Raw genomic sequence first — 14,597 nt, 5'->3', positions numbered from 1 at the left:
GCATGGCTTCCTAAAGTCCCTGCATCGTCCTCACTCACCGCAGAAAGAAAGCACCTTATGGCCTCCTCACGCGACGTTGTTTTTCCACCTGGGCGCCAGGCGCTCTACGAACGCAACCGCTATTCGCCAGCCGTTCGCGCCAACGGCTTCCTGTTCGTGTCGGGGCAGGTCGGCAGCCGCGAAGACGGCTCGCCGGAGCCTGAGCTGGAGGCGCAGGTGCGGCGCGCGTTCGACAACCTGAACGCCATCCTGAAAGCCGCGGGCTGCACCTTCGACGACGTGGTCGACGTGACAGTCTTCATCGTCGATCCGGAATCGAACTTCGAAACGATCTGGAAGCTGGTGCCCGAGTACTGGGGCGAAGCGCCGCACCCGACGCTGACCGGGATCGGCGTGACGTGGCTGTATGGCTTTCAGTTCGAGATCAAGGTGATTGCGAAGCTGCCGGATGGGAGCACGCTGAGCTGATTCGACTCAGGGCAACTTCGCTCAGGCTTGAAATGAAGGGCTGGGCGAAGTGCGAAGGCTGGAAGGGCATTGGGCTCGGGTCGAGGACTGCCCAGGTTCTCAGGTTCACCGCGGCAAATGTTCCGTACGCACGCTAGTCATTTTACATAATGCACATTGTATTCAATATGAAGGGGCTGCCGTACAGTCGACGGAACTCAAGAAACCCAGGCAAGCACTCCGCAAGCCCAACCCGTCGAAAAAGGAACGACCACAAGTGACATCGAACGTCCTTGCCGGCCAGGAAGAAATGAGCCACTGCTTCTGCTGGCGATCGAGCAAGGAAGGATCGAGCGCTCGTTCTTCCTTTCTGTTGGCAGCTGCGGCTTCTCTGGCGGTACTCGCCATGGCCGCACCCGTCTATCTCCTCGGGCTCGGCTTGGCGAGCCTTGCCTCGCTCGCGAACGGCGTGAACCCGTCTTCATCCGGCGTGTTCGCTGATCCGGCAATTTGGATCCCGCTGTTCGGAACGAGCGGCCTCGCGGGTCTCATGCTGCTGGTCGCGACTTCGCGAAAAACGGTCATCGCCTTCAGCTTCGATTCGGAAACCAGGCAGCTCAGTTATGTCGAGACGGCGCCACTGCGAAAGCTGCGCACCACCGTGGTCCCGTTTGAGTCCATTCGCGCAGTGACCCCCACGGCGCTCACCAGCTATGCCACGGCGGGCTATCTGAGCGTGATCACGCGCGTGCCAGGACTGGATGAGAAGTCCCTATGGCTGGGCAACGATATTCCAGTGGAAAGCCTTCAAGAGCACTGCACATGGTTGTCCAAATACCTGGGCGACCGTGTTCAACCTCTGCTGCGTCAGGATTGCTGAGGCCTGCGGGCTCTCACCACTTCCCATCCTTCGGCACCGCCTTCACCCCATTCGCCTTCGCATCCCCAGCCGCCTTGATCAACTCCGCAGACTCAGCCCGATTGGCCTTCACTGCAAAGTCGACCGCAGTCATGCCAAGCTGGTTCTTCATCGCCGTGTCAGCACCTTCGGCCAGCAGCAGCTTCACGGCATCGTTCGATCCGTACATCGCGGCCATCATCAGTGGCGTGGTGCCGTTGGGCGACTGGGCGTCGATGAAGGCGTGGTTCTCGAGCAGCAGCTTCATGATCGACAGTTGCCCGCTGCTCGCCGCGTAATGCAGCGGTGCCCAGCCGGTCTTGTTGACGGCGGCGTCGCGCTTGAGCAGTTGCACCACCAGGTCTTGCTGGCCCTTGATCGACGCCAGCATCAGCGGCGTTTCGTCCTTGGCATTGGCCAGGTCGACGTTGAGCTGCGGCGACTCCATCAGCACCTGGATGACCTTCGGCGACGGCTCGCGCAGCGCGAGCATCAAGCCGGTCTGGCCGTGTTCGTCGCGCGTGTTCGGGTCAAAACCGCGGTTCAGCAGGGTGCGCACACCGCTGGCGTTGTCGCCGCGCACGGCACGGAAAAAGTCTTCGAACGAACCGGCATGCGCTGCAAAAGATGCAGCCATGACAACAAGATATATCGACTTCTTAAAGTAGTTTTTCATGATTTGACTTCCCTGAACAATGTTTCGAAGTTGTCGCTTGTCGCCTTGGCGATGTCCTCTACGGGCATTTGTCGCAGTTCGGCGATCTGTTGCGCCACGAAGGGCACGTACGACGGGTTGTTGGTCTTGCCTCGGTACGGCACGGGCGCCAGGTAGGGGCTGTCGGTCTCGATCAGCATGCGGTCCAGCGGCACGAAGGCCGCCACGTCGCGCAGGTCCTGGGCCTTCTTGAAGGTCAGGATGCCCGAAAAGGAAATGTAGAAACCCAGGTCGAGCGCGGCGCGTGCCACCTCGGCGGTTTCGGTGAAGCAATGGAACACGCCGCCGGCCGCCCTGCCCGCACCGTCTTCGCCCTCCTCCTTGAGGATGGCCAGGGTGTCGGCCGAGGCGTCACGCGTGTGGATGATGAGCGGCTTGCGGGTCTGCTGCGCGGCGCGGATGTGCACGCGGAAACGGTCGCGCTGCCACTCCATGTCGGCGATGCTGCGGCCGCCCTTGCGTTCTTCCATCTGGTAATAGTCGAGGCCGGTTTCGCCGATGGCCACGACACGCGGGCGTGCCGACAGGCGCACCAGGTCTTCCACGGTGGGCTCGGCGATGTCCTCGTTGTCGGGGTGCACGCCCACGCTGGCCCAGAAGTTGTCGTAGCTGGCGGCCAGGGCCTGTACGTCGTCGAATTCCTCGAGCTTGGTGCAGATGCACAGCGCCCGGTCGACCTTGGCGGCGGCCATGGCGGCGCGGATCTGGGGCATCTGGTCCGCGAATTCGGGGAAGGTCAGGTGGCAGTGGGAGTCGGTGAACATCGGAAAGGATGAAGTGCGGCGCGCCTGTGGGAGATCGCGCCGTGTCCGGAGTTCCGCGTCACGGGGACGGCGGCGGAGAAAGAACTCAGATGGTCTGGGTCGGGCGGTCGGAGGCCATGGAGCCACCGAGCGCGGCTTCGATGCGCGCCTTCAGCTGGCGCGACTTCTCGTCCGAAGGAAAGCGCACACCGACGCCCGGCGCCCGGTTGCCAGCGGCGCGGGCCGGCGTGATCCAGGCGACCTTGCCGGCCACCGGGTAGCGCTGCGGGTCTTCGGGCAGCGTGAGCAGCACGTAGACGTCGTCGCCCAGCCGGTATTCGCGCGTGGTCGGAATGAAGATGCCGCCCTCGGCAAACAGCGGGATGTAGGCCGCGTAGAGCGCGCCCTTTTCCTTGATGGCGAGCTGGATGACGCTCGGCCGGGCGGGCGTGGCAGACGAAGCGGCGGCGGGAGCGACAGGTTGGTTCATGGGCGGCGAGCGGCAGAGTTTAGGGTGCTTCGCGCCTCGCTCACAAGCGCTTCGAGCATGAGGCCGGCGTTGAACGGGTGCTCGGCGGTCCGCGCGGCGGCGGCGAGCGACTTCGACCAGCGCGCCAGCGCCAGCTTGTGCGGGGCCGGCGGCAGGTCGGCCGCATCGAAGAAACGGGGTTCGGCGCCGTGGCCCACGGCCATCAGGTCGTGGCAGAGCTTCTGCAGCGAGACGACGGCCTGGGCCGGCGCCTGGTCGGCCAGCGCGCCCACGTCGCCACGCGACACGGCCTTGGGCAGCAGCGACCACGCCTTGGGCGACTGGCCCGAGCGCGCCAGCCGCAGCGCATCGCTGGGCCGTCCGCCCGCGGCACGCAGCAGTTGCGCGGCATCGGCGACGGGCACGTCCTGCGCCGCCAGCCAGGCCTCGGCCTCGGCGGTTTCGGGCCACGGCAGCGTGAAGCCCAGGCAGCGGCTGCGGATGGTCGGCAGCAGCTGCCACGCGGCCTCGCTGGCGAGCACGAAGCGCACGTCGCCGACGGGTTCCTCGAGCGTCTTGAGCAGCGCGTTGGCGGTGATGGTGTTCATGCGCTCGGCCGGGTACACGAGCACGACCTTGCCACGGCCGCGTGCGCTGGTGCGCTGGGCAAAGCCGACCGCATCGCGCATGGCTTCGACGCGGATCTCGCGGCTGGCCTTGCGCTTCTTGTCGTCGATGTCGGACTGGGCCTTTTCGTCGAGCGGCCAGCCCAGTTCCTGCATCGCGACTTCGGGCATCAGCACGCACAAGTCGGCGTGGGTGCGGACCTCGATGGCGTGGCAGCTCGCGCAGTGGCCGCAGGCGGCACCGCCCTCCTCCATCGGCTGTTCGCACAGCCAGGCGGCGGCGAGCGCCAGCGCGAGTTCGTACTGGCCGATGCCCGATGGGCCTTGCAGCAGCCAAGCATGGCCGCGCTGGCGCAGCAGTTCGGCCAAGGGCTGGCGCAGCCACGGGGTCAGCGTGTTCACCGGCTCGCTCATCGCGTGGCTCCCTGCACCGGCGACAGCACGCCGCGCGCCACCAGCGCCGTGTCGATCTGCTGCCAGACCTGGTCGCGGGCCTGGCTCGCGTCGATGCGCACGAAGCGCGACGCATCGGCGGCGGCGCGGTCTGCATAGCCCCTGCGCCACGCGGCGGAAGAACTCGACGGGCTGGGCCTCGAACTTGTCGGGCACGCGCGCACCGGCCAGGCGCTGGGCGGCGATCTCGGGGGCGAGGTCGAACCACACGGTCACTTGCGGCTGCAGCAGTTGCGACGCGGGCAAGCCTGCCCGACCTGCTTGCACCCACTGTTCGAGGGTCGACAGCACGGCCGTGTCGAAGCCGCGCCCCGCGCCCTGGTAGGCAAAGGTGGCATCGGTGAAACGGTCGCACAGCACGACCTCGCCGCGCGCCAGCGCCGGCTCGATGACCTGCGCGATGTGGTCGCAACGCGCCGCGAACACCAGCAGCGATTCGGTCAGCGGGTTCATCGGCTGTTCGAGCACCAGCCCGCGCAGCGTCTCGGCCAGCGGCGTGCCGCCCGGTTCGCGCGTGCGCACCACGGTACGGCCCTGCGCCTTGAAGCGGGCTTCCAGCGCGTCGAGGTGGCTGGACTTGCCCGCGCCGTCGATGCCTTCCAGCGTCAGAAACAGACCGCCATTGCTGATCGAACTCATTGGGTCGCCTTGGGTTGGGAGCTGCTGCCACCGCCTCGCTGGTAGCGGTTGACCGCGCGGTTGTGGTCGTCGAGCGAACTGCTGAACTGGCTCGTGCCGTCGCCGCGCGAGACGAAGTACAGCGACTTGCTCTGCGCCGGCTGCACGGCCGCCAGCAGCGCGGCCTTGCCGGGCATGGCGATCGGCGTGGGCGGCAGGCCGCCGCGGGTGTAGGTGTTCCAGGGCGTGTCGGTCTGCAGGTCGCGCTTGCGCAGGTTGCCGTCGAAGGCGGTGCCCATGCCGTAGATCACGGTCGGGTCGGTCTGCAGCGGCATGCCGATGCGCAGCCGGTTGGTGAAGACGGCGGCAATCTCCGCGCGGTCGTTGGCCTTGCCTGTCTCCTTTTCGACAATGCTGGCCAGGATAAGCGCCTCATCGGCCGATTTGAGCGGCAGATCGGCCGCGCGCGCCGCCCAGGCGGCCTCGAGCTTCTTGTCCATGGCCCGCATGGCGCGCTGCAGCAGCGCGATGTCGGTCGAGCCCTTCGAGTAGGTGTAGGTGTCCGGGAAGAAGCGGCCTTCGGGGTGCAGGCCCGGCTTGCCCAGGGCGGCCATCAGCGCGTCTTCGCTCATGCCCACGCTTTCGGGCTTGAGCTGCTCGGCCTTGGCGAGCGCGGCGCGCACCTGGCGGATGTTCCAGCCTTCGACCAGCACCACGCTGCGCGTGGCTTCCTCGCCGCGCACCAGGACGTTGAGCAGCAGCTTGGGCGTGACACCGCGTTCCAGTTCGTAACTGCCGGCGCGCATCTGGCGGTCTTGCCCCGAGACGCGGAACCACATGTACAGCAGCTGCGGCTGCACGTCGACACCGGTGTCGGCCACGGCCTGCGCAATGCCGCGCGGCGTGGTGCCGGGCTCCACCGACAGGTCGACGCTGGGCGTCGGCAACTTGAGCGGCTGGTGCACCCACCAGAGACCGGCGCCGCCGAGCGCCAGGACGGCCAGGGCCACGAGCAGGAAGAGCGTGAGGAAGAAGCTGCGCACGAATCCGAGGAAAAGACGGAGGAAGAAAAAGGGCTGGCAAGCAGATGGACACCGGCCCGCGGGAACGGCCGGCCCCGTCGCTGCGACGGGGAATCCCTGCCGCCCCGAAGGAACAGGCACGGCCATGATAATTCAGCGATGACCACAGTCGTTCTCAACGGGGTGAGCACCCTGCCCCACCTCGGCGTGATCCGCGCCGAAGGCCCCGATGCCGCCAGCTTCCTGCACGGCCAGCTCACGCAGGATTTCTCGCTGCTCGGCGCCACCGAAGCCCGCCTGGCGGCGCTTTGCACGGCCAAGGGCCGCGTGATCGCCAGCTTCATCGGCATCCGCCCGCAGCCCGAACTCATCCTGCTGGTGTGCAGCCGCGACATCCTGGCGGCCACGCTCAAGCGCCTGTCGATGTATGTGTTGCGCGCCAAGGTCAAGCTGACCGACGCCACCGAGCAGTTCGCGCTGCACGGCGTGGCCGGCACCGCCCTGACCGCCAACGGCCTGGACGCGGCCCTGCCGCCCGGTCGCCGCACGGCCATCGGCGAAGACATCAGCGTGGTGTCGCTGTACCCGGCCGACGGCGTGCCGCGCGCGCTGTGGATCGCGCCGGCCGACCAGAAGGCGCCCGTGGGCCCGACGCTCGACGCCGCCCTGTGGCCCTGGAGCGAGGTGCGCAGCGGCATCGTCACGCTGACCACGCCGGTGATCGAGGCCTTCGTGCCGCAGATGATCAACTACGAGTCGGTGGGCGGCGTGAACTTCAAGAAGGGCTGCTACCCCGGCCAGGAAATCGTGGCCCGCAGCCAGTTCCGCGGCACGCTCAAGCGCCGCACCTACCTTGCGCAGACCGACGCCCGCTGGCCGCGGGCCAGGAGGTGTTCGCGGCCAACGACGCCGAACAGCCCGTGGGCACCGTGGCGCAGGCCGCGCCCGCGCCCGATGGCGGCTGGTCGGCGCTCATCTCCATCCAGATCGCCGCGCTCGAGGCCGGCGGCCTGCACGCGGGAGCGCCCGGCGGACCGGCGCTGTCGGTGGAGCCGCTGCCCTACCCGCTGCTTGAAGACATCTGATTTCCCCTGCGTCCCTGCCTTCTTTCCGGGGCGCTTGGCGCTGTCTCACCGACAGCGCCATTTTTTGCGCGACGCTTAACCCCGTTCGCGAGGCCCCGCCGTAGAAGCCTGCATCGATCCACTCCTGGCAAGGAAGCCACCATGATGCAGCGCAGACTTCTCCTCACCACCGTCCTGGCCCTGACCGCGCTGTCGGCGGGGGCGGAAAGCCCGATGCGGCCCTACCCCTCCGGTGCCAGCCGCATCGGCGGCCTGATGAACATCAGCATCGTCGACCGCACGAGCGGCGCCGAACTGCCGATCTACCGCCACCGCGGCGAGTACTGGGTGGCCGGCCGCCCCGGCGCGCGCTATGCGATCCGGGCGCGCAACGCGATGGGCGAACGCATCATGGCCGTGATGTCGGTGGACGGCGTCAACGTCGTCACCGGCGAAACCGCCGGCGTCGGCCAGAACGGCTATGTGTTCGGCCCGCGCGAGCGCAGCGACATCGCGGGCTGGCGCAAGAGCGATTCGCAGATCGCGGCCTTCGAGTTCGCCGCCGCCGGCAATTCCTACGCAAGCCGCACGGGCCGCCCCGACGACGTGGGCGTGATCGGTGTCGCGATGTTCCGCGAACGCCGGCCGGAACCGCCGCCGCCGGTCGTGACGCCCTATCCGTCGCGCGACGAGTACAGCGGCGGCAACAGCAGCCGCGAACGGCGCAGCGAGGCGCCGCCGGCACCGTCGTCGATGGGCGATGCGCGCGCCAAGGCGGCCCCACCCGCAGGCAGCGCCGGCAACGCCGACATGGCCGCCGAGTCGTCGGCCGGCGCCATGGCCCGCCAGTCGGCGCCCAGCCCGAGCCTGGGCACGGCCCACGGACGGCGCGAGACCTCGTACGTCGGCAAGACGACCTTCGAGCGCGCCAGCTCGCAGCCCGACGAGGTGATCCGCATCCGCTACGACAGCCGCGAGAACCTGGTCGCCGCGGGCGTCATCCCGGTGCCGCAGCGCTGGCCGCGTCCGTCGGGCCCGTCGCCCTTCCCGGGCTCGGACCCCGGCTACGTGCCGGACCCGCCGGCCCGCTACTGATCGGGAGTGCTCAGCGCAGCGCGCGCCGCATCTCGATGTGCGCAATGCCGGCTTCCTCGAAAGGCTGGCCGTGCACCGCGTAGCCGAGTCGCGCATAGAAGCGCTCGGCGCTGCGCTGCGCGTTGAGCGCCACTTCGCGGTCGCCGCGCGCGGGCCGCGTCTTCGAGCGCCTGCACCACGGCCGCGCCGTGGCCGCCGCTGCGCAAGGTGCGATGCACCGCCATGCGGCCGATGTGCGAGACGCCGTCCTCGGCGGGCAGCAGCCGGCCGGTGCCGATGACCTGGCCGAGCCGGTTGCGCGCCACCGCGTGCAGCACGACGGCGTCGTGCGCGTCCCACTCCAGCTCCTTGGGAATGTTCTGTTCCTCGATGAACACGGCACGACGCAGCGCGCTCGCGCCTTCGCCGAGCGTGGCCCAGTCGCCGGTCTCGACGGTGCGCATCGGCTCGCCGGCCTCGAAGGCCGTCAGCGTCTCGCGCAGGGCCGCGGGCACCGGCTTCGAGGTCTGCGTGGCCGGGTCGGCGAACACGTAGACGAGCTCGCAGCCCACCAGGAACTCGTCCTGACGGAACAGGCCGCCCTGGAAAATGATCGACGAGTTGCCGATGCGCGCGCACTTCATGCCCACGTCGATCACGTCGTCCATGCGGGCCGAGGCGCGGAAATCGATGGTCGCCTTGCGCACGTACAGGTCGCCGCCCAGCGAATGCATCGCCTCTTCGTAGGGCAGCGCCATCGCGCGCCAGTAGTCGGCGATGGCGGTGTCGAAGTACATCAGGTAGTGCGCGTTGAAGACGATCTTCTGCATGTCCACCTCGGCCCAGCGCACGCGCAGGCGATGGAAGTAGTGGAAGTCCTCGCGGCGGACCGGGGTGTTGTTGTTCTCGCTCATGGGTTCAATGCCTCTTTCAGTGCGCGGGCCGCGTCGTTCTGCGCCTGCAGCGCCTCGGGAATCGCCCGGCCCATCTTGATGAATTCGTGGATCACGCCACGGTAGATTTCCAGGTCGACCGCCACGCCCGCGGCGCGCAGCTTGTCGGCGTAGGCGATGCCTTCGTCCACCACCGGATCGGCCTCGGCCAGCCCGATCCATGCCGGCGCCACGCCGTCGACGTCGTCGGCCAGCAAGGGCGCGAAACGCCAGTCGTCGCGGTCGGCGGGCGTGTTCACGTACTGGGCGAAGAAGAAGTCGATCATGGCCTTGGTCAGCAGCGGGCCGTCGACATGGCGTCGGTGCGACTCGGTGTCCTGGTGCGCGGCCATGCCGGGGTAGATGAGCAGCTGCAGTGCCACCGGCAGGCCGGCATCGCGCGCCAGGATGGCGCACACGGCCGCCAGCGTGCCGCCCGCGCTGTCGCCGCCCACCGCCAGGCGCGTGCCGTCCAGGCCCAGGCTCGCGCCCTGCGTGGCGATGAACTGGAAGGCGTCCCACGCGTCGTTCGACGCGGTCGGAAACTTGTGCGCGGGCGCGAGCCGGTAGTCGACCGACACCACCGCGCAGCCGCTCTTGAGGCTGAGCACGCGGCACAGCGTGTCGTGCGTGCGGATGTTGCCGACCGTGAAGCCGCCGCCGTGGAAGTACACGAGCACCGGCAGCACCTCGGCCGACGGCGCATACAGCCGCGCGGGAATGGCGTGGCCGTCGCGCGCGGCGATGTGGAAGTCTTCGATGCGCGCCAGCTCGGGCTTGGGCACCTCAAGCACGCCCGCGCCTTTTTCGTACGAGGCCTTGGCTTCGTCGGGCGTGAGCTGGTCGAGCGGCGGATGGCCCGCGCGCGCCATGCGCTCGACCACGCCGGCCATCTTCGGTGTGAGTGCGGGTTGCGCGAGGCGGTTCGCTGTCGTGGTCGTGCTCACTTGAAAGACACCACCACCGGTTGCATGCGCGACAGCCCTTCGTAGCTCACCATCACAGTCTGCCCGGCCTTGGGCGGCAGCAGCGGCGAGAACGAGCCCAGGCTGATCAGGTCGCCCGGCTTCAGCGCGATGCCGTCCTTGGCCAGCGCGCCGGCCAGCCACACCACCGCGTTGAGCGGGTGCTCGAGGATGTCCGATCCCTTGCCAGTCGCCAGCTCCTTGCCCTGCCCGTCCTTCATGACCACGCGCATGTCGCGCAGGCTTTCGAGCATCCAGGACTGGCCGTCGGCCGTGGCCGGCACATCGACCGGCAGCCCGCGCACGCCGAGCCGCGCACCGACGTTGATGGCCGCCACGCCCGGGACGTTGAGCTTCGAGGGCGTCTGCACCGCGAGGTCGGGCAGCTCGATGAAGGGAATGAGCTGGTCGATGTTGGCCAGCACCTCGGCCGGTGTCTTGGCCTTGTGGATGTCGGCGCTCTTCACGCGCACCAGCATGTCGGCCTCGAACAGCGGCCGCGCGCCGAAGGCCGCATCGACCACCGCGCCGCTGTCCAGCAGCATGCGCTGGTAGAGCACGCCCCACACCGGCTGGTCGTAGTTGAAGCGCTTCTGCACCGCGGGGTTGGTGAGGCCCGCCTTGTAGCCGACCATCTCGCCCAGGTTGCGCGCATGCAGCACGTTGAGCTTGGCGCGCGTGCAGGCCGCGTCGGCCTCGCTGAGGTTCTCGATGTCGGCGGCGGGCGTGCGCGCTGCCTGCGCGGCGGCGAAGTCGGCCACCTGGGTGTCGCTGAGACAGGCGGCCTGGATCGAGGCGGCCAGCAGCGCTGAGCCCAGTGCGACAGACGCAAGGGTTTTGTTGGTGGGCAAGAATGTCCCCTCTTGTTAGATTCGAACGGTCAGCAATCGTACTGCCCTCGGGCGTTCCCCCTCATGGCCCTCATCCAATACCTCACCCAGATCCAGTTCGAATTCGGCGCCATCAAGCTCCTGTCGAGCGAGTGCGCGCGCATCGGCATCAACCGCCCCCTGATCGTCACCGACGCCGGCGTGCGCGCGGCCGGCGTGCTGCAGAAGGCGCTCGACGCCATCGCCGATCTCGAGGTCTCGGTGTTCGACCAGACGCCCTCCAACCCGACCGAGGCCGCCGTGCGCGCCGCCGTCGAGCTCTACCGCAGCGGCCGCTGCGACGGCCTCATCGCCGTGGGCGGCGGCTCGGCCATCGACTGCGCCAAGGGCGTGGCCATCGCGGCCACGCACGACGGCCCGCTCAAGACCTACGCCACCATCGAAGGCGGCTCGCCCAAGATCACCGAGCGCGCGGTGCCGCTCATTGCCGTGCCCACCACCAGCGGCACCGGCAGCGAGGTGGCGCGCGGCGCCATCGTCATCGTCGACGACCACCGCAAGCTGGGCTTCCACAGCTGGTTCCTCATGCCCAAGGCCGCCATCTGCGACCCCGAGCTCACGCTCGGCCTGCCGCCCCGGCTCACGGCCGCCACCGGCATGGACGCCATCGCGCACTGCATGGAAACCTTCATGTCGGCCGCCTTCAACCCGCCGGCCGATGGCATCGGCCTCGACGGCCTGGAGCGCGCGTGGGGCCACATCGAGCGCGCGACGAAAGACGGCAGCGACCGCGAGGCGCGCCTGAACCTCATGAGCGCGTCGATGCAGGGCGCCATGGCCTTCCAGAAGGGCCTGGGCTGCGTGCACTCGCTGAGCCACAGCCTGGGCGGCGTCGATCCGCGCCTGCACCACGGCACGCTCAACGCCCTCTTCCTGCCGGCGGTGATCCACTTCAATTCGGGCGCCGAGTCGGTGCAGAAGGAACAGCGCCTGCAGCGCATGGCGCAGGCCATGCACCTGGACTCGGCCGGCGACCTCGGCCACGCGATCCGCGACATGAACGCGCGCCTGGGCCTGCCCAAGGGCCTGGCCGAAGTGGGCGTGACGCCCGCGATGTTCGAACAGATCATCGACGGTGCCATGGCCGACCACTGCCACAAGACCAACCCGCGGCTGGCCACGCGCGACGACTACAAGGCGATGCTCGAAGCGTCGATGTAAAACCTTTGCGTCACTCCTGCTGCGCAGGCGTGCATTCGCTTTCACAAAAGGCCGTTTCGACGGCCTTTTGCATGGGGCGCGTCATGGATGTGACACGCGGCGTTTTCATACTGGCCTGGCCCCATCTGCAGAGGCTTCGCATCCGTGAAAGCCCGAGGGGTCAGGGAAGTGTCGAATGCCGCGTACCGTCCAAGTCCATACCGTCCTGAGCGCCGAGCAACTCAAGTTCCGCGCGATGCGGGGACACGAAGGACTCTCGCAACTCTTCGAGTTCGAGGTCGACATGGTCAGCACCAGCTTCAACCTCGACCTGAAGCGCCTGCTCGGCACCTCGCTCACGCTGGCCATTGCCGACGACGGCACAACGCGCTACCTCAACGGCACCGTGGTGCGCTTCGAGCTGGTCGGGCGCGCCAACGAAACCGGTCGCCACTACATCTACCGCGCGCTCGTGCAGCCCTGGCTGTGGTACCTCACGCGCACCACCGACTGCCGCATCTTCCAGAACCAGAGCGTGCCCGAGGTGCTCGATGCGGTGCTGGGCAAGTACGGCTTCCAGTTCGAGAAGCGCCTCACGGGCAGCTACCGCCCCTGGGAGTACTGCGTGCAGTACCAGGAGAGCGACTTCGCCTTCGTGAGCCGCCTCATGGAGCACGAAGGCATCGCCTACCACTTCGAGCACGGCAACGGCTCGCACCTGCTGGTGCTGGCCGACGACACGGGCGGCTACCACCCGCTGCCGGGCCACGCCCGCATTCCCTACCGCCCGCGCGACCGCGTGGTGAATGCGCTGGAGCCCTGCATCGACCGCTGGCGCGTGGCCGAGCAGATCACCTCGGGCCGCGTGATGCTCGACGACTTCGACTTCAGGAAGTCGCGCGCCTCGCTGCAGAGCGTGCAGCAGGACCCCAAGGGCCACGACCACGCGACCTACGAAGTCTATGAATGGCTCGGCGGCTACAGCGAGCACCAGCAAGGCGACGCCTACGCGAAGATCCGCCTGCAGGAGCTGCAGTGCGCGCACGAGCTGGCCTCGGGCCACACCAACGTGGTCGGCATGGCGCCGGGCCACCTGTTCGAGATGACGCACTGCCCGCGCGAGGCCGACAACCGCGAGTACCTCGTCACCGGAACGCGCTACGACCTGCGCGAGCCCGAATACTCGACCGGCGGCAGCAGCGAATCGGTGTGCGAGTTCGACTTCACCGTGCTGCCTTCGGCCGTGCCCTACCGCCCCGCGCGCACCACGCCGCGCCCGCGCACCAACGGCCCGCAGACCGCCACCGTGGTCGGCCCCGAAGAGATCTGGACCGACCGCTTCGGCCGCGTGAAGCTGCAGTTCCGCTGGGATCGCTACGGCCAGTCGGACGAGAACAGCTCGTGCTGGGTGCGCGTGTCGAGCAACTGGGCCGGCGCCAACTACGGCACCATGCACATGCCGCGCGTGGGCCAGGAAGTGATCGTCGATTTCATCGGCGGCCAGCCCGACCGCCCCATCATCACCGGCCGCGTCTACAACAGCGACCAGATGCCGCCGTGGGAGCTGCCCGCCAACGCCACGGCCAGCGGCATCCTCACGCGCTCCAGCACCGGCGGCGCGGCCAACCAGGCCAACATGCTGCGCTTCGAGGACCGCACGGGCGCCGAGCAGATCCTGCTGCACGCAGAGCGCAACCTCGACGTCGAAGTGGAAGCCGACGAGACCCACACCACCGACGGCACCCGCACCACCCTCATCAAGGGCCACGAGTCGGCCACCTACCAGGACGGTGAGACGCGCGACATCACGGCCGGCGCGACAGAAACCATCACCGGCGGCGACACGCGCGACGTGACCGGCGGCTTCAGCGAAACCGTGAGCGGCGGCGTGACGCAGCGCATCACGGGCGGCAAGACGCGCACGCTCAGCGGCGGGCTGAACGACACCATTTCCGGCGGCGTGACGCTCGCCATCAGCGGCGGCTTCAACGGCACCATCGACGGGCAGGAAATCCGCTTCGTGAGCGCGGGCCGCAACGACACCATCAACACGTCGAACACCGTGCACGTCAACGGTCCGTCGAACACCACGGTGACCGGCCCGACGGTCCACACCTCGCCGGACGTGACCTTCAACACCACGAACCACATCCACAACACGACGCAGCACGTGATCAACACCAACGTCTACAACACGACGTCCAAGGTCTACAAGAACATCACGAACGACTACACGAACAACTCGAAGACCTACATCAACAACTACGCCAAGAGCAACGACTGGCGCTGGTACCGCGCGGGCGGCGTAGGGGCGCGTTTTTCGGCGGTCGGGCTGGCGCTCGACCTGTGGGGGCTGCGCCAGCAGAACTACATCCTCAATTCGCAGTTCTCGGGCATACGGCTCGACGTGGCGGTGTTCCGCTCGCAGAACTCGGCGACCGAGATCGAGGGAAAGATGCTCAAGGTCGCGAACATCGGCATGAAGATCGCCAGCGGCGGCCTGGCCTTCGCCGCCAAGGCGATGACCGTCAAGGTCTGAGC

Annotated in this window: 12 protein-coding genes and 3 pseudogenes; 6 read left to right on the top strand and 9 right to left on the bottom strand. The window is 68.0% G+C overall.

From position 1 onward, the window contains the following. Positions 1–57: 57 nt before the first annotated feature. Positions 58–468 (top strand): RidA family protein, encoded by a 411-nt coding sequence (locus FFI97_RS07000; protein ID WP_139705960.1) that lies wholly within the window; start codon positions 58–60, stop codon positions 466–468. Between the two features lie 256 nt (positions 469–724). Then, positions 725–1,327 carry a hypothetical protein gene (locus tag FFI97_RS06995; protein WP_139705958.1) on the top strand — a complete coding sequence of 201 codons (603 nt, stop codon included), beginning with the start codon at positions 725–727 and terminating at the stop codon, positions 1,325–1,327. 13 nt (positions 1,328–1,340) lie between these two features. On the opposite strand, the gene FFI97_RS06990 is transcribed toward FFI97_RS06995, so the two are convergent. The 6 genes and pseudogenes from FFI97_RS06990 to mltG form a co-directional block, all read right to left on the bottom strand. After that, positions 1,341–2,021, bottom strand: coding sequence for an ankyrin repeat domain-containing protein (locus tag FFI97_RS06990; protein WP_095745272.1), 681 nt, complete (start codon positions 2,019–2,021; stop codon positions 1,341–1,343). Beyond that, positions 2,018–2,824: a TatD family hydrolase gene (locus FFI97_RS06985; protein ID WP_139705956.1), complete on the bottom strand. Its 807-nt coding sequence runs from the start codon at positions 2,822–2,824 to the stop codon at positions 2,018–2,020. The genes FFI97_RS06990 and FFI97_RS06985 overlap by 4 nt, the downstream gene beginning before the upstream one ends. Before the next feature lie 85 nt (positions 2,825–2,909). Continuing rightward, positions 2,910–3,293 (bottom strand): PilZ domain-containing protein, encoded by a 384-nt coding sequence (locus tag FFI97_RS06980; RefSeq protein ID WP_062472893.1) that lies wholly within the window; start codon positions 3,291–3,293, stop codon positions 2,910–2,912. Next, positions 3,290–4,312, bottom strand: coding sequence for a DNA polymerase III subunit delta' (locus FFI97_RS06975; protein WP_139705819.1), 1,023 nt, complete (start codon positions 4,310–4,312; stop codon positions 3,290–3,292). Before FFI97_RS06975 ends, FFI97_RS06980 begins: the two co-directional genes overlap by 4 nt. Next, positions 4,309–4,990, bottom strand: a pseudogene (gene tmk / locus FFI97_RS06970) (dTMP kinase). Before tmk ends, FFI97_RS06975 begins: the two are co-directional and overlap by 4 nt. Next, positions 4,987–6,012: an endolytic transglycosylase MltG gene (mltG, locus tag FFI97_RS06965; protein ID WP_139705821.1), complete on the bottom strand. Its 1,026-nt coding sequence runs from the start codon at positions 6,010–6,012 to the stop codon at positions 4,987–4,989. Before mltG ends, tmk begins: the two are co-directional and overlap by 4 nt. 138 nt (positions 6,013–6,150) lie before the next feature. On the opposite strand from mltG, the pseudogene FFI97_RS06960 reads away from it, so the two are divergent. Further along, positions 6,151–7,076, top strand: a pseudogene (locus tag FFI97_RS06960) (YgfZ/GcvT domain-containing protein). A gap of 144 nt (positions 7,077–7,220) precedes the next feature. Beyond that, the gene (locus FFI97_RS06955) at positions 7,221–8,150 is read left to right on the top strand and encodes a hypothetical protein (protein WP_139705823.1); all 930 of its coding nucleotides are present in this window, start codon (positions 7,221–7,223) and stop codon (positions 8,148–8,150) included. 10 nt (positions 8,151–8,160) lie between these two features. Here the strand turns inward: FFI97_RS06955 and FFI97_RS06950 are convergent. The 3 genes and pseudogenes from FFI97_RS06950 to FFI97_RS06940 all read right to left on the bottom strand — a co-directional run bounded on the left by FFI97_RS06950 (position 8,161) and on the right by FFI97_RS06940 (position 10,877). After that, positions 8,161–9,043: pseudogene (locus FFI97_RS06950) on the bottom strand (YbgC/FadM family acyl-CoA thioesterase). Beyond that, a complete protein-coding gene (locus FFI97_RS06945) occupies positions 9,040–9,954 on the bottom strand; it encodes an alpha/beta hydrolase (protein WP_139705880.1) in 915 nt (304 codons plus the stop codon). Before FFI97_RS06945 ends, FFI97_RS06950 begins: the two are co-directional and overlap by 4 nt. Before the next feature lie 50 nt (positions 9,955–10,004). After that, positions 10,005–10,877, bottom strand: a complete 873-nt coding sequence (locus FFI97_RS06940) for a 2-keto-4-pentenoate hydratase (RefSeq protein WP_139705825.1) — start codon at positions 10,875–10,877, stop codon at positions 10,005–10,007. Positions 10,878–10,940: 63 nt separating this feature from the next. Here FFI97_RS06940 and FFI97_RS06935 point away from each other — a divergent pair, with 63 nt between their 5' ends. Together FFI97_RS06935 and FFI97_RS06930 are read left to right on the top strand one after the other, a co-directional pair. Continuing rightward, positions 10,941–12,077: an iron-containing alcohol dehydrogenase gene (locus tag FFI97_RS06935; protein WP_095947634.1), complete on the top strand. Its 1,137-nt coding sequence runs from the start codon at positions 10,941–10,943 to the stop codon at positions 12,075–12,077. 175 nt (positions 12,078–12,252) lie between these two features. Beyond that, positions 12,253–14,595 (top strand): type VI secretion system Vgr family protein, encoded by a 2,343-nt coding sequence (locus tag FFI97_RS06930; protein ID WP_139705827.1) that lies wholly within the window; start codon positions 12,253–12,255, stop codon positions 14,593–14,595. Positions 14,596–14,597: the final 2 nt, after the last annotated feature.

It is taken from the genome of Variovorax sp. KBS0712, from assembly GCF_006323185.2.
Classification (GTDB): domain Bacteria; phylum Pseudomonadota; class Gammaproteobacteria; order Burkholderiales; family Burkholderiaceae_C; genus Variovorax; species Variovorax boronicumulans.
This window is presented reverse-complemented; position numbering and strand designations above follow the sequence as displayed.